The organism is Streptomyces viridochromogenes, assembly GCF_001270495.1.
GTDB lineage: Bacteria > Actinomycetota > Actinomycetes > Streptomycetales > Streptomycetaceae > Streptomyces > Streptomyces viridochromogenes_A.
The window spans coordinates 32,032-53,796 of record NZ_LGUR01000206.1 but is presented as its reverse complement, the minus strand read 5'-3'; the positions used below and the strand labels follow the sequence as shown (position 1 = coordinate 53,796).

The following is a 21,765-nucleotide window of genomic DNA, read 5'->3' as shown; positions in this document are numbered from 1 at the left end:
GTGAGTCACTCGGCGGCTATGGCGCGCAGTACGTCCAGGCGTGCCGCGCGGCGCGCCGGGCGTAGGCCTGCCAGGGCTCCGGCGGTCAGGCCGACCAGGGCGACCACCAGCAATTGCAGCGGCGGCAGCGCGAAGGCGAAGGCGCTGTCGCTCGCTCCGTCGGAGGCCCTGACCAGCACCCAGCCTAGGAAGCCACCGAGGGCGAGGCCGCCGACCGTGCCGAAGGCGGCCACCAGGACCGACTCCCAGCGGATCATCGCGCGCAGTTGGGAGCGGGTCTGGCCGACGGCCCTCAGCAGGCCGAGTTCGCGGGTGCGCTCGTGGATCGCCAGGGTGAGGGTGTTGGCGATGCCGAGGAGCGCGATGAGCACCGCGAGGGCGAGCAGCGCGTAGACGAGGGTGAGCATCATGTCGATGCCGCCGGCCGCTGATTGCGCGTACTCGTCGCGCGTCTGCACCTCGGGGTTGCCGTACTGGTCCGCGACCTTCTCCACCGCGGCCTTGCCCACGTCCGTGCTCACGCCGTCCTTGAACGAGACCGCGAGCAGGGTGTCGGCGTCCTGGGTGCGGTGCGGGGCCCAGGCGTCGCGGGTGATGACGTAGTCGCCGGCGAGTTCGGACTGACCGTAGACCGCACGGACCGTGAAGGTCTGTGTCTGGCCGTCGGTGAAGGTGAGGCGGGCCTTGTCGCCGGTCGTCAGGTGCTGTTTGTCGGCCTCCTTCTCGGTGATGGCGATGCCGTCCGTGCCGAGGTCGCGCAGGGAGCCGTTGACGGTACCGAGGTCAAAGGTGCGTTCCAGGGCTACCGGGTCCGTGACCGTCAGAGCCCGTCCCCTGCCGTCCACTTCGGCGACCCCGCGGCCGAGTCCGACGGCCGTGTCCACCTCGGGCAGTCGCTGGACCGCGTCGGCGAGGTGCGGGCTCAGGCCGCTGCCGCCCGCGCCGAACGACGGGGTGCTGACGGCCACGTCGCCCGCGAAGGACCGGGCCACCGTCTGGTCCATCGTCGCCTTCAGCGAGGCGCCGAACACCGTGAAGAGGGAGACGACGGCGACCCCGATCATCAGGGCGCTCGCGGTGGCGGCCGTTCGCTTCGGGTTGCGCAGGGCGTTGCGCCGGGCGAGTGCGCCGGTGACGCCGCGCAGTCGGTCGAGGGGGCCGCCGAGGATCCGTACGGCCGTCGTGGAGGCGACCGGGCCGAGGACCACGAAGGCGGCCAGGGCGAGGGTGGCGCCGGTGCCCGCCAGCCAGAGGGACGGGGTCAGCAGGACCCCGCTGAGCGTGACGCCGATCGCCAGGGCGAGCAGGCCCACGCCGGTGACGGCGCGGGCGCGGGAGGCGCCGGAGGAGTCGACGGCGGTCTCGCGCAGGGCGGCCAGGGGCGCGGTGTGGCCGGCTCGGAGGGCGGGGAGCAGAGCGGAGCCGAGACAGACGACGACGCCGACCGCGAGCGGCAGGGTCATGGAGAGGGTCTTCAGCACCAGGTCGCCCTCGGGGAAGGGGAATCCGATCGCCGGGAAGAGCGCTTGGAGGCCGGCCGCGATGCCGATGCCGCCCGCCAGGCCGGCCAGCGACGCGGTGACGGCCACGGCGGTGGCCTCGACGAGGGTCGCCGCGGTGACCTGGCGGCGGGAAGCGCCGAGGGCGCGCAACAGGGCGTTCTCACGGGTGCGTTGGGCCACGACGATCGCGAAGGTGTTGTGGATGGAGAAGGTCGCCACCAGGAGGGCAACGCCGGAGAAGACCAGGAGGAACGTGGTGAAGACGGTCAGGAACTGGCTGGAGATCATGTCGGTGTTCTCCTCGGCCGACTCCTGGCCGGTGATGGCCTCGACACCGTCCGGCAGCACGGTCGTCAGCTCGTCGACGAGTTCCCGCTGGCTGATGCCGGGGCCGGCCCGCACCTGGATGCTCGCGGCCTCGCCGGGGCGGGCCGTGAGGTACTTCTCGGCGTCGGCCCGGGTCATACCGGTGAAGGTCACCTGGGCCATGCCGTCCTCGCCGCCGAAGGTCGCGAGGCCGACGATGGTCACCTTGACCGGGTCGGGCGTCCGCAGGGTGGTGGTGTCGCCGATCTTCAGGTCGCCTCGTTCGGCGGTCCCCTTGTTGACGACCACCTCGCCGGACTTCTCCGGGGCGCGGCCTTCGGCCAGGCGGTACGGGTTGAGGCCGGGGTCGGTGATCCAGTTGCCGGCGAGGGTGGGCGGACCCTGGCCGCCGATGGGGTCGCCGTTCCTGCCGACGAGCTGGCCGGCGCCCTGGATGTCGGGCGCGGCGGCCGCGACGCCGGAGAGCTGTTCGATCACGGTCACCAGGTCCGTGTCGACCGGCTCGCGCACGCCCTCGCTCTCACCGGGGGTGGTGATGGAGTCGGCGCTGCGGACCACCGCGTCCGTGCCGCTGGTGGCGTTGCCGAACATGGTGTCGAAGCCGGCGCGCAGGGTGTCGCCCATGACGAGGGTCCCGGCGAGGAAGGCCACGCCGAGGAACACCGCGAGGAACGTACCGGCGAAGCGGCGCTTGTGGGCGCGCAGGGAGGACACGCTCAGTCGGACGGCGGCGTTCATCCGGTTCATGGGGTTCGTGGCCTTCATGAGGGCACCTCGAAGGCTTTCATGCGGTCCAGGACCTTGTCGGCGGTCGGGGATTCCATACGGTCGACCAGGCGCCCGTCCGCGAGGAAGACGACCTCGTCGGCGTGGGCGGCCGCCACCGGGTCGTGGGTGACCATGACGACCGTGCGTGCCGTCTGGCGTACCGCGCGGCCCAGCAGGCCGAGGACCTCCTCGCCGGAACGGGAGTCGAGGTTGCCGGTCGGCTCGTCGGCGAAGACGACGTCCGGCTGACCGGCGAAGGCCCGGGCCACGGCGACGCGTTGCTGCTGGCCGCCGGAGAGCTCCGAGGGGCGGTGGTGGAGCCGGTCGCGCAGGCCGACGACGTCGATCAGCGCGTCGATCCACTCCAGGTCGCCCTTGCCGCCCGCGAGGTCCAGCGGCAGCCTGATGTTCTCCGCGACGGTCAGCGTCGGCACCAGGTTGAAGGCCTGGAAGACGAAGCCGACCCGGTCGCGTCGCAGGAGGGTGAGACGGCGGTCGTCGAGGCTGCTCAGCTCGGTGTCGCCGATGTGGGCGGTGCCCGAGGTGAGGGTGTCGAGGCCGGCGGCGCAGTGCATCAACGTGGACTTGCCGGAGCCCGAGGGCCCCATGATCGCGGTGAAGCGGCCGACCGGGAAGTCGACGCTCACCCCGGCCAGGGCCCTCACGCTGGCGTCGCCGGTGCCGTACACCTTCACGGCGTCGACGACGCGGGCGGCCGTCGGCACGGTCGTCGTGACGGTCGTGGTCGTCATGCCGCACCGCCCTTGCCGGTACGGCCGAACCGCTCGTCCAGGACGGACAGGCGGCGCCAGTACTCGTCCTCGTCGATCTCGCCGGAGGCGAAGCGGTGGCCGAGCACGGTGATGGGTGAGTCGTCGTCGGCGGCCGGCCGCCAGGGGGCGCGGCGTCCGCGCCACACCGTGCGGCGCAGCAGCGTGATGCCGCCGATCACGACGGCCGCCCAGATCAGCGGGAAGAGGAGGATCCACGGGCCGGGGCCGCCGTCGGCGAAGTGAGCCAGGGTCTGCATCTTGGGTCGTCTCCCGAGTCGGTTCCGAGGGTTTCGGATGGGTCGTTCGGTGATGCTTCGAGGCTCGCGCCGGGGGTGGGTCCGGGTCGTCGTACGGCCAGCGGCAGTGCGCGTACCTCGCGGGGAGTAGGCGGGGCTGGTTCCGCTGCTCCGGGAGGGACCGGTCAGGGCTCGACTTCTGTAACTACTAGTATGTACAGTGAGGGCATGAGCGCATCGGACACCTCGGACCGCCTGATCGAGTCCACCCGCGAACTGCTGTGGGAACGCGGCTATGTGGGCACCAGCCCCAAGGCGATCCTGGAGCGCGCGGGCGCCGGGCAGGGCAGCATGTACCACCACTTCAAGGGGAAGCCGGATCTGGCGCTGGCCGCGATCCGCCGTACCGCTGAGGAGATGCGGGCTACCGCCGCGGGAGTACTCGACGGGCCGGGCACGCCGTACGAGCGCATCGAGGCGTATCTGCGGCGCGAGCGCGATGTGCTGCGCGGCTGTCCCGTCGGGCGGCTGACGATGGACCCGGACGTGATCGCCAGCGACGCGCTGCGGGCGCCCGTGGACGAGACGCTCGACTGGCTGCGCGAGCGGCTCGCCGGGATCGTCGAGGAGGGCAAGGAGCAGGGCCAGTTCGCAGCCGGGCTCGACGGCGAGTCGATCGCGGCGACGATCGTCGCGACGGTCCAGGGCGGCTACGTTCTCGCCCGTGCGTCCGGTTCGCCCGCGGCTTTCGAGGTGGGCGTGCGGGGCCTGCTCTCCCTCCTCGCCGCGCACCAGGAACCGCACTAGTACCCGCACCAGGAAGGCGGCCCCGATGCACGCGATGCAGTACGAGCTCACCCTGCCCGCCGACTACGACATGGAGATCATCCGCCGTCGCGTGGCGAGCAGAGGGCACCTGCTCGACGACTGGCAGGGACTGGGCCTCAAGGCCTATCTGGTGCGCGAGCGCGGTCTGCACGGATCGCCGGTCAACCAGTACGCGCCGTTCTATCTGTGGAACACCGGCGCGGGCATGAACGCCTTCCTCTGGGGAGGCCCGTTCCAGGGCATCGTCGACGACTTCGGCCGCCCGTCGGTCCGGCAGTGGTCCGGGCTGGCGTACGAGGAGGGGGGCGCCGCCGACTCCCCCGGGCGCGTTGCGGTTGTGCGGCGCCAACAGGTGCCGGACGGGGGGCTGTTGGCCGATGTCAGGGCCGACGCGGCCCGGGAGACCGAGCGGTTGGCCGACGAGGGCGGCGTGGTGCTCGCGGCATCGGCCGTGGACACGAGCCGTTGGGAGCTGATCCACTTCTCCCTTTGGGGAAACGACACGCCCGAGGCCGACGGCGACCTGTACGAGGTGCTGCACATGTCCGCGCCGGGGCGCGACCGGGTGCCGGGCTGACGCGGAAGGCGGACACGACACATGGCACTGGAGATGCGCGACCGATGTGAGCGCTGCGAGACCGCGGCGCTGCCGTTCGACGCGCCTGCCCGTATCTGCTCGTACGAGTGCACCTTCTGCGTGCCGTGCACCGAGGCGATGCGGGACATCTGTCCCAACTGCGGTGGCGAGCTGGTCCCCAGACCTCGCCGTACGTGACGTTCACAGCGAGGAGACCCAAATGCCCTTCGTCCGCATCGACGCCCTGGGAGCCGACCCCGAGCGGCTGGACGCGCTCGGCCGTGCCGTGCACGACGCCCTGGTGGAGGCCGTCGGGATTCCGCCCGACGACCGGTTCCAGGTGCTGGTCGGGCACGACGGCACCCGTAGCACCCTGCGCTACGACAGCGACTATCTCGGCATCCACCGGGACGACGGCATCGTGTACGTCACGATCACCCTGCGCTCCGGGCGGACCTCCGCGCAGAAGCAGGCGCTGTACCGACGGATCGCGGAACTCGCCCACGCCTACGCGGGGACCGAGCCGCGGAACGTGTTCGTCAACCTCATCGAGAACGAGCCGATCAACTGGTCGTTCGGCGAGGGAGTGGCGCAGTACGCCGACTCCCCCGCCCCCGTGGATTCCCCCGCCCTCACCGGATCATCGGGAGGATGACGGCAGCCGCCGTGTGGAGCCTTACGGCTGCCGGAGGTCCAGGCGTCCGACGCGGGCCACGTTCTCGCGGTCCTCGGTGTCCTCGCTCGCCTCGGCGGCGAACCAGGCGTCGAGGATCTCCTTGAGCAACGGCTCGGACGTCAGTCGCAGGCTGAGCGCGAGCACATTGGCGTCGTTCCAGCGGCGGGCGCCGTCCGCCGTGTAGGCGTCCGTGCACAGGGCGGCCCGTACGCCCGGCACCTTGTTCGCGGCGATCGACGCACCCGTGCCGGTCCAGCAGCACACGACCGCCTGGTCCGCCGTCCCGTCGGCGACCTCCCGGGCGGCCGCCTCGGAGCAGGCGGCCCACTGGGGGTCGTCGCCGGGGCTCAGCGCTCCGTGGGTCACCACGTCGTGGCCGCGGCCGCTGAGCTCGGTGACGAGGAAGCGGGCGACGGGTTCGTCCATGTCCGAGGAGACGGAGATCCGCATGGCATGAAGCGTACTCGCGTCCGCTCCCGGAGTGTGCCCGGCCGCCACGCGCCCCTAGGCGAGGGGCCGCTAGGCGAGGGCCCCCAGCGGATCGTCCAGGACCGGCTGCCAGGCCAACTCGGCCGCGCCGACGAGGCTGTTGTGGTCGAGGGTGCAGGCGAGGATCGGGACGCCGCCGCTCTGGCCCCACAGGCTGCGGTCGGCGACGACGGCGCGCAGGCGGTCGGGGTCGGCGTCGAGGAGGGTGCGGTGCAGGCCGCCGAGGATGATGCGGTCCGGGTTGAGGATGTTGACCAGGCCGGCCAGGCCCAGGCCGAGTCGGTCGATGAGGGCCTCGGTGGCCGTGCGGACCGTCGGGTCGTCGTACTGGGTGCGGATCAGGTCGTTGGCCTGCTGGACCAGAGAGCCGTCGGGGCCGGGCTCACGGCCGGCCGCCGTGAGGAGCGCCAGCGGGTCGGCCTCGACGTCCAGGCAGCCCCGGCCGCCGCAGTGGCAGGGTCTGCCCTCGGGGTTCACGGCGAGGTGGCCGACCTCCAGGGCCAGGCCCGAACTGCCGGTGTGCAGGCGGCCGTCCAGCACGAGCGCGCCGCCGACGCCCCGGTGGCCGGTGGCCACGCACAGCAGGTCACGGGCGCCGCGGCCCGCGCCGTGCCGGTGCTCGGCGAGGGCGGCGAGGTTGACGTCGTTGGCGGCGAAGGCCGGTCCGGTGATCCCGGCCGCACGCACGCACTCCGTGAAGATACGGCGCACGGGCGCGCCCACGGGCCAGGCGAGGTGGAGGGGGTTCAGCGCCAGGCCGTCCGGTTCCGCGACCGCGGAGGGGACGGCGAGGCCCGCGCCGACGCAGCGTCGCCCCGTCGTGCGCAGCAGGTCGGCGCCGGCCTCGACCACCGAGCCGAGGACCTTCGCCGGATCGGCGTCGACCGTCTCGCAGCCGGGCGCGGTGGCGACGATACGGCCGCCCAGGCCGACCAGCGCCGCCCGGAACCCGTCGGCGTGCACCTGGGCGGCGAGGACGACCGGGCCGTCCTCGGCGACCGCCAGCCGGTGCGAGGGCCGTCCCTGGGAACCCGCCGCCGCGCCGGGCCGGGCGTCGACCCGGATCAGCCCGAGCGCCTCCAGCTCGGCGGCGACCGCGCCCGCCGTGGCCCGGGTCACCCCGAGTTCGGCGGTGAGGACGGCACGCGTGGGGGCGCGCCCCGTGTGCACGAGCTCCAAGGCGGGTCCGAGCGCACCGCGCCCCCGGTCCAACCGCGTCCTCGAGGTGGTCCCTTCCCCCGCCGTCCGGGGGTCCGCCTTGCCGCTCATGAGGGCGAGTCTCCCATGATCCGCAGCTGCGGCGGCCTACAGGCCGCTCACTCTGAGCGTGATGTTCAGCCGCCCGGTCAGCCCCAACTCCGGCGGTGCGGTGCCCGGCTGCACCTTCGGCACCCCGTGGTAGGCGAGCCGCGCCGGGCCGCCGAACACGAACAGGTCGCCGCTGCGCAGCTCGACGTCCGTGTACGGCCGGGTCCGGGTCTCGGGGTTGCCGAAGCGGAAGACGCAGGTGTCGCCGAGGCTCAGGGACACCACGGGCGCGTCCGACTTCTCGTCGCTGTCGCGGTGCATGCCCATGCGGGCGTCGGCGTCGTAGAAGTTGATCAGGGCGATGTCGTAGTGCGTCTCCCCTTCGTCCGGCGTCGCCGGTTGGCCGAGTGCGTCCCGCACCGCGCGACGCCCCAGGTCACCCAGCCACCCGGGGAACGGCTTCACCGGGGCGCCGTCGCCGTCGACGACCGTGCGGGCGTAGGCGTACGGGTACCAGTGCCAGCCGAGGCAGACCTGCCGGGCGGTCATGGTGCCGCCACCGGGAGTGCGGACCGTGCGCAGGCCGGCCGGTGGGCGTGCCCACGCACGGCATGCCGCCAGCAGCTCACGCTGGCGGCCCGGGTCCAGCCAGTCCGGTACGTGCACCGCACCCGGCGCGACCTCCGTACGGCCCCGGGGGAACAGCTCGGCGTCCATGCCTCCCATCCTCCCTCACGGGCCGTGAGCTGCGGCTCGGCCGGCGGGCCCGGGGTCGCTTAGCCTTGACGCACGATGAACGACCGTATGACGACGCCCTGGGGCGAGCTCGCACTGACCCGTTTCCCCGAGGACCCCCGCGACAGGCTGCGCGCGTGGGACGCCTCCGACGAGTACCTCCTGAGGCACCTGGCGGAGCGGGAGGTCCCGCTGTCCGGCACGGTCGTGGTCGTCGGTGACCGCTGGGGCGCCCTGGTCACGGCGCTCGCGGCGCACGGGCCGCTGCAGATCACGGATTCCTACCTGGCGCAGGAGGCGACCCGCGCCAACCTCGCCCGGCGCGGCGCCGAACCCGGCACCGTTCCCCTGCTCACCACGCAGGACGTGCCGCCGGAGCGCATCGACGTGCTGCTCGTGCGGGTGCCGAAGAGCCTGGCGCTGCTGGAGGACCAGCTGCTGCGGCTGGCGCCCGCGGTGCACGAGGGCACGGTGGTGGTCGGCACCGGGATGGTGAAGGAGATCCACACCTCGACGCTCCAGCTGTTCGAGCGGATCCTCGGCCCGACCCGCACCTCGCTCGCCGAGAAGAAGGCCCGGCTGATCTTCTGCACGCCGGAGCCGTCCGTGGAGCCCCCCGAGAACCCCTGGCCGTACGCCTACGACCTCCCGAACGGCATCGGTGCGGTCTCGGGGCGCACGGTCGTCAATCACGCGGGCGTCTTCTGTGCCGACCGGCTCGACATCGGTACGCGGTTCTTCCTGGGGCATCTGCCCGGTGGCAAGGGACCCCGGCGGGTGGTGGACCTGGGGTGCGGCAACGGCGTCGTCGGTACGGCGGTGGCGCTGGCCGACCCGGAGGCCGAGGTGCTGTTCGTGGACGAGTCCTTCCAGGCCGTGGCTTCGGCGGAGGCGACGTACAAGGCGAACGGGGTGCCGGGGCACGCCGAGTTCCGGGTCGGGGACGGGCTGGCGGGGGTGCCGGCCGGGAGTGTGGACCTCGTGCTCAACAACCCGCCCTTCCACTCCCACCAGGCGACGACCGACGCGACGGCCTGGCGGATGTTCACGGGGGCCCGGCGCGCGCTCCGGCCGGGCGGTGAGCTGTGGGTGATCGGCAACCGGCATCTCGGCTACCACGTGAAGCTGCGGCGGCTGTTCGGCAACAGTCAACTGGTCGCGAGTGACTCGAAGTTCGTGGTGCTGAAGGCCGTGAAGAAGTAGCCGTGAAGAAGTAGCCGTCGAGAAGTGGCTGTCATGGCGTGGCGGCGGCCGGGTGGGCGACGGTCCGGAGGATGTCCGCCACCGTCCGCACCATCGCCTCCCGCCCGACGCTCAGGTACTTCCGGGAATCCACGGCCTCGGGGTGGGCGGCGAGGAACTCCCTGATCGCGCCGGTCATGGCCTGGTTGAGGGCAGTGCCGACGTTGACCTTGGCGATGCCGCCCGCGATCGCGGTGGTCAGTTCGTCGTCCGGTACGCCGGAGGAGCCGTGCAGGACCAGGGGCACGTCGAGCGTGGCGGTGAGGCGTTTGAGGAGGTCGTGGTCGAGCGTGGCGGTGCGGGTGGTCATCGCGTGGACGCTGCCGATGGCGACGGCCAGCGCGTCCACGCCGGAGTCGGTGACGAAGGCGCGGGCCTCGGCGGGGTCGGTACGCGCGCCGGGCGCATGGGCGTCCAGCGGCTGCTTGCCGTCCTTGCCGGCGACCTCTCCCAACTCCGCCTCGATCCAGAGGCCCTGAGCGTGCGCCCAGTCGGTGGCCGCCTTCGTCGCGGCGAGGTTCTCGGCGTACGGCAGGCGGGACGCGTCGTACATCACGGAGCTGAACCCGGCCTCCGGCGCCTGGCGCAGAAGGCTGTCGCTCTGGATGTGGTCGAGGTGCAGCGCGACCGGGACGGCCGCGCGCTCGGCGGCGGTGACGGCGGCGCGGGCCAGCGGGAGGAGCCGTCCGTAGCGGAACTTGACGGCGTTCTCGCTGACTTGGAGGACCACGGGTGAACGCACCGACTCCGCACCGGCGATGACCGCCTCGACGTGCTCGAGCGTGATGATGTTGAACGCGGCGACGGCGGAGTGAGCTGTGGCGGCCCGGGTGACGAGTTCGCCGGTGGTGACAAGGGGCACGGCCTGTTCCTTCCGGGAATCCTGGGTTTCAGGGGGCGAGGATCACCGAGCGGGTGAGGTGGCGCGGCCGGTCCGGGTCGAGGCCGCGGGCGGCGGCCACGGCGACCGCGAGCCGCTGGGCGCGGACCAGTTCGGCGAGGGGGTCGAGGCGGCCCTCGATCCACAGTCCGCCGGTGGCGCGGACCTGTTCGGCCAGCCCCTGGGGTGCCTCGCCGAACATCCAGGTGGCGGAGCCGCTCGTGGTGATGCTGATCGGGCCGTGCCGGTACTCCATGGCCGGGTATGCCTCGGTCCAGGACAGCGACGCCTCGCGCATCTTCAGCCCGGCCTCGTTGGCCAGCCCCACGGTCCAGCCACGGCCGAGGAAGGTGAACTGGCCGCACTCCACGAGTCCTTCGGGCAGATCCGTGCCGAGTGCGGTGCGGGCGTCGGCCACGACCGCGTCGGTGTGCAGTCCCAGGTGGGCGCGGAGCAGGGTGAGGGCGGTGGTCGCGAACCGGGTCTGCACGACGGACCGTTCGTCCGCGTAGTCGAGGACGGCGACCTCGTCGGCGACCGTCATGACGGGTGTGTCCGGGTCGGCGGTGATCGCCGTGGTACGCGTCCGCCCCTTCAACTCGCCCAGGAGATCGAGGACTTCGGTCGTCGTACCGGAACGGGTGAGGGCGAGGACACGGTCGTACCGGCGTCCGTGCGGGAACTCCGACGCGGCGAAGGCGTCCGTCTCACCCCGCCCCGATCCCTCGCGCAGCGCGGCGAACGACTGCGCCATGAAGTACGACGTCCCGCAGCCGACGACCGCGACCCGCTCCCCCGGTTCCGGCAGTGCCCCGCTCAGGCCGGTCGCCTCGGCCGCGGCGCGTGTCCAGCACGCGGGTTGGCTGTTGAGCTCGTCCTCGACATGCGTCATGCCGCCACCCTTCGGGCTCCCGATGAGCATCACGGATGCTCGTGATTATTCTTGCAAGATATCGCTAGTTTTCGAGCAGAATCAAGCATTGCGGGTGAGAAGGGTGCGCTAAGGTCGCCGGAGATCGGGGAATGGTCGAGGAATGGAGGGCGGATGTCGCGCGACGCCCGTTGGAAGGCGCTTCTGGAGCTGCTCGTGGAGCGGGGCCGGCTGGACGTCGAGGAGGCGGCCGCCGAGCTGGAGGTCTCGGCCGCCACGATCCGTCGCGACTTCGACCAGCTCGCCGAGCAGCAGATGCTCGTCCGCACGCGGGGCGGCGCGGTCGTGCACGGGGTGTCGTACGAACTGCCACTGCGCTACAAGACGGCCCGGCACGCCTCTGAGAAGCAGCGCATCGCCAAGGCGGTGGCCGGCCTCATCGCGCCCGGGGAGGCGGTCGGGCTGACCGGCGGGACGACGACCACCGAGGTGGCGCGCGCCCTGGCGACGCGCGGCGATCTGACGTCCGGGACGCCCGCGCTGACCGTCGTCACCAACGCGCTCAACATCGCCAATGAGCTGGCCGTCCGCCCGCAGTTCAAGATCGTGGTCACCGGCGGGGTCGCGCGCCCGCAGTCGTACGAGCTGATCGGGCCGCTCGCGGACGGGGTGCTGTCCCAGATCACGATCGACGTGGCGGTCCTCGGCGTCGTCGCCTTCGACGTCACCCACGGTGCCGCCGCGCACGACGAGGCGGAGGCGGCGATCAACCGGCTGCTGTGCGAGCGCGCCGAGCGGGTGGTCGTGGCCGCCGACTCCAGCAAGCTGGGGCAGCGGGCGTTCGCCCGGATCTGCGCGGCCGACACGGTGGACACCCTGGTCACGGACACGGCGGCCGACACCGACACCGTACGGTCCTTCGAGGAGGCGGGTCTGCGGGTCATCGCGGTCTGAGCCCGCACGGTCCGTGACCCTGATCCCGGCACTCGCCCGCCCGATTCCACCTACGCTGGGAGCGAGGCGCACGGCGGGCCAGGGCGACGACGGGCCAGGGAGGCTGCGATGAGCACTACCCCCAGCGCGACGGACGCCCTCACGGCGTCGCGCTATCTGCCCATCGCCGAGCACGGGCTGATCGGCGATCTGCGCAGTGTGGCCCTGGTGGGGACGGACGGCACGATCGACTGGTACTGCTGCCCGGCCTTCGACGCCCCGAGCGTCTTCGCGGCCATCCTGGACACGGAGCGGGGCGGGTGCTTCGAGCTGGCGGCGGCGGTGCCGGCCAGGACCAAGCAGTTCTACTTTCCCGACACGAACGTCCTGATCACCAGGTTCTTCACCGAGGACGGCGTCGGCGAGGTGCAGGACTTCATGCCGGTGGACGGCAGCTCGGCCGATTCCGAACGGCACCGGCTGATCCGGCGTGTGGTGTGCGTCCGCGGGTCGATCCCGTTCCGTACGCGGGTCGCGCCGCGCTTCGACTACGGCACCCGGCCGCACACCGTCCGCATGGTGGGCGACGTCGCGGTGTTCGAGTCGGAGAAGCTGTCGCTGGGGCTGACCTCGACCATGCCGCTGGAGGTCGACGGGCCGGACGTGTGCGCCGACTTCAAGCTCGCCCAGGGCGAGTCGGCGGTGTTCGCGCTGGACCAGCTCGGCGCAGACGTCACCCTGCGCCGGTGCGCGCGGACCGAGGCCGAGGAACAGTTCAACAGCACGGTGGCGTACTGGCGGCAGTGGCTGTCCGCCTCCAAGTACCGGGGCCGCTGGCGGGAGATGGTGCACCGCTCCGCCCTCACCCTGAAGCTGCTGACCTACGCGCCCACCGGCGCGATCGTGGCCGCGCCGACGACGAGCCTGCCCGAGCAGCTCGGCGGCGAACGCAACTGGGACTACCGCTATGTGTGGGTGCGCGACGCCGCCTTCTGTGTGTACGCGATGCTGCGGCTGGGCTTCACGGGTGAGGCCGAGGCGTTCATGAACTTCCTGACCGAGCACGTCAGCCGGGGCGACGGCAGCCCCACCGGACCACTGCAGATCATGTACGGCATCGACGGCCGCGCCGACCTGCCCGAGCGCGAACTCGACCATCTGGAGGGACACCGCGGCTCCGCCCCGGTGCGCGTCGGAAACGCCGCCGCCCATCAGCTCCAGCTGGACATCTACGGCGCGCTGGTCGACTCGATCTACCTCTACGACAAGTGGGCGCGGCCGATCTCCAGCGACCAGTGGGACGACGTGTGCGCGCTGGTGGACTGGGTGTGCGAGCACTGGGACCAGCCCGACGAGGGCGTCTGGGAGACCCGCGGCGGACGCAAGAACTTCCTGTACTCGCGGCTTATGTGCTGGGTGGCGATCGAGCGGGGCATCCGCATGGCCAACCGGCGCGGGCTGCCCGCCGATCTGCCGCGCTGGCAGGCGTGCCGGGACACGATCTACCGGCGGATCATGAGCCGGGGCTGGTCCGAGCGGCGTCAGGCCTTCGTCCAGCACGAGGACGGCGACGTACTGGACGCGGCCGTGCTGATGATGCCGCTGACGAAGTTCATCGCGCCGACCGACCCCAAGTGGCTGTCCACGCTGGACGCCCTCACCCAGGACCTGGTGTCCGACTCGCTGGTCTACCGCTACGACCCGCAGGAGAGCCCCGACGGACTGCGCGGGGACGAGGGCACGTTCTCCATCTGCTCGTTCTGGTACGTCGAGGCCATGGTCCGCGCGGGGCGGGTCGACGAGGCGCGGCTGGCCTTCGAGAAGATGCTGACGTACGCCAACCATCTGGGCCTGTACGCCGAGGAGATCAGTCACACCGGCGAGCAACAGGGCAACTTCCCTCAGGCGTTCACACATCTCGCCCTCATCAGTGCGGCCTTCAACCTGGACCGCGCCCTGGGGTGACCGGAGTTCACCGGTTCACCGGTCATCGACAAGACATCGAACTTAGGTGAGGCTAACCTAAACAGGGACGCGGCGGAGCCGCATGTCGATGCAGCCCCGACTCACCGAAGGGCAACCCGAGATGACGCCTGGCTCGATCTTCCCGTACGTGATGCCGACCCCCGCCATGCTGCCCGACGACACCACGGGGTGGACCCTCGACCCGAGCCGGGCGGCGCTCGTGGTGCTCAACCTGCAGAGGCGGTTCGTGCGCGTACTGGATCAGGAAGGCGCCCCGGTCCCCCAACTCCTCGCGAACGCAAGCCGGTTGGTGAGCGCCGCCCATACCGCGGGCGTGCCCGTCATCCACTCCGTGCCCGCCGGGGAACGCGGACCCGCCCGGTACGTGCGGCAGTCCGGCCCGCCGGCCGACCGGGACGGCGACGCCTTCGCCGAGCAGGTCGAACCGCGCACCGGGGACGCCGTGCTCACCGCCCGGAAGCACAGCGCGTTCGCCCGGACCCGGCTGGGCGGCCGGTTACGTGACCTGAAGCGGGATCAGGTCGTGATAGCGGGCCTGTTCGCCCGGGTCGGTGTGCTGATGACCGCGGCCGACGCCTGGGTGCAGGACCTGGAGCCCTTCGTCGTCGCGGACGCCGTCGCCGACGCGTCGGCCGGGAGCCATGAGTTCGCGCTCGAGTGGATCGCGGACACGTGCGGGGCGGTGACGTCCACCGATGACGTGGTGACGGTGTTCGACCCCGCCGTGCCCGCGGCCGAAGCGGTCTGACCCACTCGGCCGGACGCGCTCGGCCGGACCCGCTCGACCCGACCCGCTCAGACGGACGCCGCGTGGCGGGCCAGCAGGGAGCGGTGGATCTCCCCCGCCCGGATCGCGGTGGTGGACAGCAGGGTCGAGGTGAGTCCGTGGGTGTGCTCGGTGCCGCCCTGGAGGTAGATCCCCGCGGTGACGTCGTTCGCGGTCTCCACGCGGTGGTCACGGGAGACCCGGATCTCGTCCCCGTCGTCCCGGAGACAGACCTTCGCCGCCTCGCCGAGCAGGGCGGAGAGGTCACGGGGACGGTAGCCGGTGGCGTGGACGAGCACATCGGCCTGGAGGGTCTGCCGCTCCCCGGTCGGCAGGAACTCCACCGACACGTCGAGCGCGCCGTCGCCGCGTTGCCTGACATCGCGGATGCGGGAGACGTTGAGGAAGCGCAGTCGCTCCCGGCCGGTGACCTTCTCCCGGTACGCCTGGGCGTACAGGGCCTCGATCAACTCCATGTCGACCACGGAGTAGTTGGTGGAGCGGTGGTAGTCGAACAGGGACTGTTTGACCTCGGACGGCGCACCGAAGTACACGTCCACCGCCTCCGGGTCGAAGATGCGGTTGGCGAACGGGCTGTCGTCGGCCGGGGTGTAGCCGTACTTGGCGAACACCGCGCAGACCTCGGCCTCGGGGAACGAGCGGTGCAGATAGTCGACGGTCTCCGCGGCGCTCTGCCCGGCACCGAGGACGACCGCGCGGCGCACCGGCTCTCCGGCGGTGGCGAGTTGGGTCACGCGGGGCAGTAACTGGCTGTTGTGCCAGACGCGTTCGGAGAGTTCCACACCGGGCGGCACATGGGGTTCCAGGCCGACCGCCACGCTGATGTCGCGGGCCCGGCGGGTGACGGTGCGGCCTGGACGCTCCGGGTCACGGCAGACCACGTCGAAGTGCGTCACCGTGCCCGTGTCGTCGCGCACGGGGTCGACGGCGGTCACGACGTGGTCGTACGCCACGAGATGCCGTACCCGTTCGGCGGCCCACTCGAAGTACTCGTGGAACTCCACGCGGAGCGGGAAGAGGGTCTTCTGGTTCAGGAAGTCGATCAGCCGGCCGCGTTCCCGCAGGAAGCACAGGAAGCTGAAGTCGCTGGCCGGATCGCGCAGCGTGACAAGGTCCTTGAGAAACGACACCTGCATCGTGGCGTCGTCGATGAGCATGCCCCGGTGCCAGCCGAAACCCGACTGGCGCTCCAGGAAAAGGGCGTTGATCCGACGGTCCGCCGGAAGCTTCGCGTTGTGTTCGTCAATCGCTATGGCCAGGGCGAGATTTGACGGCCCGAAGCCGATTCCGAGGACGTCGTAGGTGGTGTCCGATCCCGTGAGCGGTGACTTCACCGTGGCATCGCCTCCCTCAGGCAGCCACATGTTAGATAAGGTTAGCCTTACCTTGCAATGGAGCCCGCCGAAGGGGAGAACCGCATGCGCGTCGCCATGTTCGGCTACCAGACCTGGGGTCACCGCACACTCCAGGCCCTGCTGGACTCCGATCACGAGGTCGTCCTCGTGGTCACCCACCCGAAGAGCGACCACGCCTACGAGAAGATCTGGGGCGACTCCGTCGCCGAGCTGGCCGAGAAGAACGACGTCCCCGTCCTCCTGCGCAACCGACCCGACGACCCCGAACTGCTCGACGCGGTGCGCGAGGCCAGGCCCGACATCCTCGTGGCCAACAACTGGCGCACCTGGCTGCCGCCGGAGATCTTCGACCTGCCCCCGCACGGCACGCTCAACGTCCACGACTCGCTGCTGCCGACGTACGCCGGCTTCTCCCCCATCATCTGGGCGCTCATCAACGGCGAGGAGCGGGTCGGCGTCACCGCGCACCGCATGAACGCCGAGCTGGACGCCGGGGACATCCTGGTCCAGCGCTCGGTGCTGGTCGGACCGACCGACACCGCGACGGACCTGTTCCACCGTACGGTCGACCTGATCGCACCCATCGTGCGCGAGTCGCTCGACCTCATCGAGTCCGGCCGGGCCGCCACCCGGTGGCAGCCCCAGGACCGCAGCCGCGCGAGCTTCTTCCACAAGCGGTCCCCGGAGGACAGCCGCATCGACTGGAGCTGGCCCGCGGAGCGCCTGGAGCGCCTGGTGCGGGCCCAGTCGGACCCGTATCCCAACGCCTACACGTTCCATCGCGGGCAGCGGATCAGGATCGTCTCGGCCGCCGTCTCCGAGGGCCGCTACGGCGGAACTCCGGGCCGCGTCTTCATCCCCGAGGGCGACGGCGTGGTCATCGTGGCCGGCGCGGACGCGCACAGCGGCCGCCACCCGGGGCTGCTCATCCGGCGACTGCGCACCGACGACGGCACGGAGTACGCGGCGACCGACTATTTCCGCACGATGGGGGGCTATCTCACCGCTCACCCGTGATCGAGCAAGGTCAACTACCGCCCAAAACAAAGAAGTTGTCCGAAACGCGTTGCTAAGGCAAGGCTTACCTTGCTTTACTGACGCGCATGTCGAGAAAGCTTCGCAGCACCCTTCTCACCGTCACCCTGGCAGCCGCCCTGGCAGCCTGCGGCTCCGTCAAGGACGACTCGAACACCTCCTCCGACGCCTCCGGCGACGCGAAGGCGGACTCCTCGTCCGCCTTCCCGGTGTCCGTCAAGCACAAGTTCGGCACCACGAAGATCGACAAGGCGCCCGAGCGGATCGTGGTGATCGGCAACGGCGGCACCGACGACATCGACGCGCTGTACGCCCTCGGTGTCACGCCGGTCGCCGTCTCCAAGGACGCCCTCAGCAAGGACGGCGTCTACCCCTGGCTGAAGGACAGGATCGACACCAAGAAGACCGAGCTGCTCGACACGCTGACGGCCGTCGACTACGAGAAGGTCGCGTCCCTCCAGCCCGATCTGATCCTCGCCACCTCCGACTTCACCCTGGACAAGGACTACAAGAAGCTCGCCGCGGTGGCGCCGACCATCGGCTACGAGACGGCCTGGGGGCAGCAGAGCTGGCAGGAGCACGTGCAGGTGGTCGCCAAGGCCGTCGGCAAGGAGGAGCGGGGCGAGCAGGTCATCAAGGAGACCGAGGACAGCATCGCCGCGGTGAAGGAGAAGCACCCGAAGCTCCAGGGCAGGACCTACAGCCTGTCCATCGGCAACACCCCGGCCAAGATCTTCACCATCGCCTCCGAGGACGACTTCGCCGCCAAGCTGATGAGCCAGGTCGGGATGGGCCTGACCTCGTCGGTGAAGAACATCAAGACGGTCAACGGCAGCCCGACCGGCGAGCTGTCCTTCGAGCAGCTCGACAAGCTCGACGCCGATCTGGTCGTCATCGCCTTCACCACGCCGGACCTGAAGAAGGCGTTCGAGTCCAGTGACCTGGTGAAGAACATGTCCGCGGTGAAGGACGACCGGTACGTCGTGACCGACGTCGCCACCATCAGCCAGCTCCGCAGCCCGTCCGCGCTCGGCATCCCGTGGGCGCTGGACAACCTGGAGGCCGGCTTCAAGAAGCTCGACTGACGCCCGAGGGGGGCGCAGGGGGGGGCGGGGCGCCTTCGGGCACCCCGCCCCTCCTTCTCCCGTTCCTAGACGTCCCGCAGTGCGGAGTCGACCTCGTCCGCCGACATGTCCTCGATCTCCAGGTGGATCGAGGCGACCTGTTCCAGCCGCCCGGCCGTCTGCTCCTCGGCGGCGAGCCGCTTGGCCATGCCGCCGGCCGTGAGCGTCGCGAACAGGGCGCGTACGGACACTTCCGAGGTGTCCAGCGCCTCCCGCAGCCGGCCGACGATCACGGTGGCGAGCACCGAGTCCCCGCCGAGGGCGAAGAAGCCGTCGTCGAGGCCGACGCGGTCGACGCCGAGGACGTCCTGCCAGACGCGGGCCACGACCGTCTCCAGGGCGGTTCCGGGCGCCCGGTGCTGTTCGGCCTCCGCCACCTGCCACAGCTCCTGTACGGCCCGGCGGTCGAGCTTGCCGTTGGAGGTGAGCGGGAGCTCCTCGGCCACGGTGATCCGGGCCGGAACCATGTGCGGCGGCAGCACGGAGCGCGCCCAGTCCCGCAGCTCGTCCTCGGCCGTCCCCGCGTCGGCGGCCACCGCGGCCGCCAGCTGGACGCCCTGCCCCCGGGTCAGCCCGGCGACAGCACGCCGTACGGCGGGGTGGCCGGCGAGCGCCGACTCCACCTCGCCCAGCTCGATCCGGAAGCCGCGCAGCTTGACCTGGTGGTCGCGGCGCCCGAGGAACTCCAGGGTGCCGTCCGGCCAGTACCGCGCGAGGTCACCGGTGCGATACCAGCGCAGCCCGTCCGCCTCGGTGAACTTCTCGGCCGTACGGGACGGATCGGCCCGGTAGCCGAGCGCCACCCCGTCCCCGCCGATCCACAGCTCGCCCGGCACCCAGTCCGGACAGTCCCGCCCGTGGGCGTCGACGACCCGGCAGCGCACGTTGCGCAGCGGCGTGCCGTAGGGCACCGACCGCCAGTGGGCGGGAACTTGAGTGCCCGTCACCTCGCAGACCGTCGAGTGGATGGCGGTCTCCGTGGTCCCGCCCAGACCGGTGAACCGGCAGTCGGGGGCCCGCTCCGCCAGCCGCCCGGGCAGGTCGGTGCCGACCCAGTCACCGCCGAGCAGCACCGCCCGCAGACCGCCGAGTTCGCCGGGGCCGGTGGCGAGCAGCAGCATGTCGAGCAGCGGCGGTACGCAGTTGAGGATCGTCACCGCGTGGGTGCGGACGAGGTCGGCCCATTGGCCGGCCTCGCGCCGGTCGTCCTCGTCCACGAGCACCACCGCGCCGCCCGCGCTCAGCAGCCCGAAGACGTCATAGACGGAGAGGTCGAAGTCCAGGGCGGACAGGGCGAGGCAGCGGTCCGAAGTGCCCAGCGTGAAGCGGTCGTTGAGGTCGTCGATGGTGTTCATGGCTGCCCGGTGCGGCACTTCGACGCCCTTGGGCTCACCGGTGGAGCCCGAGGTGAACAGCACGTAGGCGGCCTGCTCCTCGGCCACCGGCACCGGCTCCGCGAGCGGTGCGGTGCGCACCGCCTCGGCGACCGGGAGGGCGTCGAGGCCGATGCCCTCGACCGGGCGTCCGTCGGTCAGCGCGACCCGGAATCCGGCGGTGGCGCGAATGCGGTCGCGGCGGGCGGGCGGCTGCTCGACGCCGATCGGCACGTACGCGGCGCCCGCGGCCAGCACCCCCAGTACGGCGGTGATCTGGTCGGGCCCCTTCGGGAGGCTGACCGCGACCGTGTCGCCGGGGCGCACGCCACGCTCCACCAGGGCGGCGGCCGTACGCAGGGCGCGGTCGGCCAACTCGCCGTAGGACAGGGCTCCTTCGGCGGTCCACAGCAGGGCAGGAGCCTCCGGTCGCCCGGCGGCGCGTTCGAAGAAGCCTTGGTGCAGCAGGCGGTGGTTGCGCGGAGCCTCGGTGGAGTTCACCTTGGCGCGGACCGCCGACTGCCCCGCGGGCAGCAGGGCGGGCAACGGCCGCTCCCAGACCGTGTCGTCGGTTCCGAGCCGGGTGACGAGCCCGTGGAAGGCGGCGAACATCGCGTCGACCATGCCGGCCGGGAAGGCGTCCTCGCGGACGTCCCAGTTGACCAGCAGACCGCCGTCGACCTCGGTCACCTGGGCGTCGAGGAGCACCTGCGGGCCCTGGGAGATGATCCACACGGGCTTGCCGAAGGACTGCCGTACACCGGCGTCGAAGAGCTCACCGAGGTTGAGCGCGCTGGTGAACACCACCGGCGCCAGGACCTGTTCGCCGCGCAGCCGGGACAGGTCCCGCAGGACTTCGACGCCGGAGTAGTCGGAATGCGCCGCGTCGGTGTGCATACGGTCCTGGAGGCGCCGTGCGTGCTCGGTGAACGAGCCCGCTTCGGTCAGGTCGACGTCGAGCAGCACCGAGCTGGTGAAGTCGCCGACGAGCAGGTCGACGTCGGGGTGGGAGCCCCTGCGGTCGAACATCGGCACGTTCAGCAGGAAGCGCGGCTGTCCGCTCCAGGCGGCCAGCACCTCCGAGAAGGCGGTCGCCACCGCCATGGCCGGGGTGAGCCCGTGCTGGTGGGCGCGGGCCGTCAGGCGCCGCTTCTCCTCGGGTGGCAGCCAGTGGTGGCGGCGGGTCACCCGGGTCGGGTCGGTGCGCTCCGCCTCGGGCACCAGGGGGAGTTCGGGGGCGCTGGGCAGCTCGGGGATACGCCGCTGCCACCACCGCTGTGCCTGGTCCCGGCTCAGCCGCCGTACGTCCGCGCGCTCCGCGAGGTATTCCGGGTAGCTGGTGCGGATGGAGGGGAGCGGTGTGCCGGGGTCCTCGTAGAGCTTGCCGAGATCGGAGAGCAGTACGCGGTAGCTGAGCGCGTCGGCGGCGAGCATGTCGACGTCGACGTGCAGCCGGCTGCCGCCGTCCGGCAGCAGCGAGAGCTGTACGGCGAAGACCTCACCGGCCGCGATGTCCAGGCGAGCGTGTGAGGAGGAGTGCCGGAGGTCCTCCAGCCGGGCCGCCGCCGTCCGGGCGTCCAGCGTCCGCAGGTCGTGGACGACCGTCGCGGGCCGGGTGAGGTCGGGCAGGATCCGCTGGCGGCCGTCGTCGGTGAAGCAGGCGCGCAGCATGCCGTGGCGGGCCGCGAGGGCTCGTACGGCAGCGTCGAGCCGGGCGGGGGCCGGCGGGGCCGGGGACGCGGCCGGTGTCCGCTCGGCGGGCCGCGCGGTGGCCGGGACGTGGGCTTGCAGCAGTTCCCGCCAGGCGCGCAGCGTCGGTTCCTTGGCGAGTTCGGCGAAGCTGATCGGGATGCCCCGCCGGCGCCAGCCGCCCGCGATCTTCATCAGGGTGATCGAGTCCAGGCCCCAGGTGATGAGGCTGTCGTCATCGCTCGGGGGTTCCTCCGAGCCGAATGTGTCGGTGACCGAACGGAGCAGCTCGTCCGCGGTCGGGGGGTGCTGCGTCACCGGTTCCTCCGAA

At 71.5% G+C, this 21,765-nt stretch carries 20 protein-coding genes; 10 read left to right on the top strand and 10 right to left on the bottom strand.

The features are described from left to right. Positions 1–5: 5 nt before the first annotated feature. The 3 genes from ADK36_RS25095 to ADK36_RS25085 are packed head-to-tail and all read right to left on the bottom strand — an operon-like array spanning position 6 to position 3,627. Entirely contained in the window at positions 6–2,567 is a 2,562-nt protein-coding gene (locus tag ADK36_RS25095) for an ABC transporter permease (RefSeq protein ID WP_048584515.1), read from the bottom strand. 23 nt (positions 2,568–2,590) lie between these two features. Continuing rightward, positions 2,591–3,349 carry an ABC transporter ATP-binding protein gene (locus tag ADK36_RS25090; protein WP_048584483.1) on the bottom strand — a complete coding sequence of 253 codons (759 nt, stop codon included), beginning with the start codon at positions 3,347–3,349 and terminating at the stop codon, positions 2,591–2,593. Beyond that, on the bottom strand, positions 3,346–3,627 hold the full coding sequence (locus ADK36_RS25085; protein ID WP_048584482.1) for an SHOCT domain-containing protein: 282 nt from the start codon (positions 3,625–3,627) through the stop codon (positions 3,346–3,348). Before ADK36_RS25085 ends, ADK36_RS25090 begins: the two co-directional genes overlap by 4 nt. Before the next feature lie 192 nt (positions 3,628–3,819). Between ADK36_RS25085 and ADK36_RS25080 the strand changes: the two genes are divergently transcribed. From ADK36_RS25080 to ADK36_RS25070, 4 genes are read left to right on the top strand one after another with little or no spacing between them, the layout of a single operon-like run. Continuing rightward, positions 3,820–4,413, top strand: coding sequence for a TetR/AcrR family transcriptional regulator (locus tag ADK36_RS25080; protein WP_048584481.1), 594 nt, complete (start codon positions 3,820–3,822; stop codon positions 4,411–4,413). A gap of 25 nt (positions 4,414–4,438) precedes the next feature. Next, on the top strand, positions 4,439–5,011 hold the full coding sequence (locus ADK36_RS25075; RefSeq protein ID WP_053199128.1) for a DUF4865 family protein: 573 nt from the start codon (positions 4,439–4,441) through the stop codon (positions 5,009–5,011). A 21-nt stretch (positions 5,012–5,032) separates the two neighbouring features. After that, positions 5,033–5,209, top strand: coding sequence for a DUF1272 domain-containing protein (locus ADK36_RS46570; RefSeq protein ID WP_078916502.1), 177 nt, complete (start codon positions 5,033–5,035; stop codon positions 5,207–5,209). A 22-nt stretch (positions 5,210–5,231) separates the two neighbouring features. Beyond that, positions 5,232–5,666, top strand: coding sequence for a tautomerase family protein (locus ADK36_RS25070; protein WP_048584479.1), 435 nt, complete (start codon positions 5,232–5,234; stop codon positions 5,664–5,666). 21 nt (positions 5,667–5,687) lie between these two features. On the opposite strand, the gene ADK36_RS25065 is transcribed toward ADK36_RS25070, so the two are convergent. From ADK36_RS25065 to ADK36_RS25055, 3 genes are all read right to left on the bottom strand, one after another. Further along, positions 5,688–6,137 (bottom strand): RpiB/LacA/LacB family sugar-phosphate isomerase, encoded by a 450-nt coding sequence (locus tag ADK36_RS25065; protein WP_053199127.1) that lies wholly within the window; start codon positions 6,135–6,137, stop codon positions 5,688–5,690. 69 nt (positions 6,138–6,206) lie between these two features. Further along, on the bottom strand, positions 6,207–7,445 hold the full coding sequence (locus tag ADK36_RS25060; protein WP_048584477.1) for an ROK family protein: 1,239 nt from the start codon (positions 7,443–7,445) through the stop codon (positions 6,207–6,209). 36 nt (positions 7,446–7,481) lie between these two features. Next, positions 7,482–8,141, bottom strand: a complete 660-nt coding sequence (locus ADK36_RS25055) for an alpha-ketoglutarate-dependent dioxygenase AlkB family protein (protein ID WP_053199125.1) — start codon at positions 8,139–8,141, stop codon at positions 7,482–7,484. 87 nt (positions 8,142–8,228) lie between these two features. Between ADK36_RS25055 and ADK36_RS25050 the strand changes: the two genes are divergently transcribed. Beyond that, positions 8,229–9,362, top strand: a complete 1,134-nt coding sequence (locus ADK36_RS25050) for a methyltransferase (RefSeq protein ID WP_053199123.1) — start codon at positions 8,229–8,231, stop codon at positions 9,360–9,362. Positions 9,363–9,393: 31 nt separating this feature from the next. Here the strand turns inward: ADK36_RS25050 and ADK36_RS25045 are convergent, their stop codons facing one another. Then, the gene (locus ADK36_RS25045; RefSeq protein ID WP_048584475.1) at positions 9,394–10,263 is read right to left on the bottom strand and encodes a class II fructose-bisphosphate aldolase; all 870 of its coding nucleotides are present in this window, start codon (positions 10,261–10,263) and stop codon (positions 9,394–9,396) included. A gap of 28 nt (positions 10,264–10,291) precedes the next feature. Then, positions 10,292–11,173 carry an SIS domain-containing protein gene (locus ADK36_RS25040; protein WP_048584514.1) on the bottom strand — a complete coding sequence of 294 codons (882 nt, stop codon included), beginning with the start codon at positions 11,171–11,173 and terminating at the stop codon, positions 10,292–10,294. A gap of 153 nt (positions 11,174–11,326) precedes the next feature. Here ADK36_RS25040 and ADK36_RS25035 point away from each other — a divergent pair, with 153 nt between their 5' ends. From ADK36_RS25035 to ADK36_RS25025, 3 genes are all read left to right on the top strand, one after another. Further along, positions 11,327–12,106 carry a DeoR/GlpR family DNA-binding transcription regulator gene (locus ADK36_RS25035; RefSeq protein WP_053199121.1) on the top strand — a complete coding sequence of 260 codons (780 nt, stop codon included), beginning with the start codon at positions 11,327–11,329 and terminating at the stop codon, positions 12,104–12,106. Between the two features lie 108 nt (positions 12,107–12,214). Continuing rightward, entirely contained in the window at positions 12,215–14,050 is a 1,836-nt protein-coding gene (locus tag ADK36_RS25030; RefSeq protein WP_053199120.1) for a glycoside hydrolase family 15 protein, read from the top strand. 82 nt (positions 14,051–14,132) lie between these two features. Next, complete coding sequence (locus ADK36_RS25025) at positions 14,133–14,819, top strand: isochorismatase family protein (protein WP_234329862.1); 687 nt, start codon at positions 14,133–14,135, stop codon at positions 14,817–14,819. A 47-nt stretch (positions 14,820–14,866) separates the two neighbouring features. Here the strand turns inward: ADK36_RS25025 and ADK36_RS25020 are convergent, their stop codons facing one another. Next, on the bottom strand, positions 14,867–16,192 hold the full coding sequence (locus ADK36_RS25020; protein WP_048584512.1) for a lysine N(6)-hydroxylase/L-ornithine N(5)-oxygenase family protein: 1,326 nt from the start codon (positions 16,190–16,192) through the stop codon (positions 14,867–14,869). Positions 16,193–16,276: 84 nt separating this feature from the next. Between ADK36_RS25020 and ADK36_RS25015 the strand changes: the two genes are divergently transcribed. After that, positions 16,277–17,230, top strand: a complete 954-nt coding sequence (locus ADK36_RS25015; protein ID WP_048584511.1) for a methionyl-tRNA formyltransferase — start codon at positions 16,277–16,279, stop codon at positions 17,228–17,230. Positions 17,231–17,316: 86 nt separating this feature from the next. Next, the gene (locus ADK36_RS25010; RefSeq protein ID WP_053199118.1) at positions 17,317–18,333 is read left to right on the top strand and encodes an iron-siderophore ABC transporter substrate-binding protein; all 1,017 of its coding nucleotides are present in this window, start codon (positions 17,317–17,319) and stop codon (positions 18,331–18,333) included. Between the two features lie 65 nt (positions 18,334–18,398). On the opposite strand, the gene ADK36_RS25005 is transcribed toward ADK36_RS25010, so the two are convergent. Then, a complete protein-coding gene (locus tag ADK36_RS25005; protein WP_053199116.1) occupies positions 18,399–21,752 on the bottom strand; it encodes a non-ribosomal peptide synthetase in 3,354 nt (1,117 codons plus the stop codon). Positions 21,753–21,765: the final 13 nt, after the last annotated feature.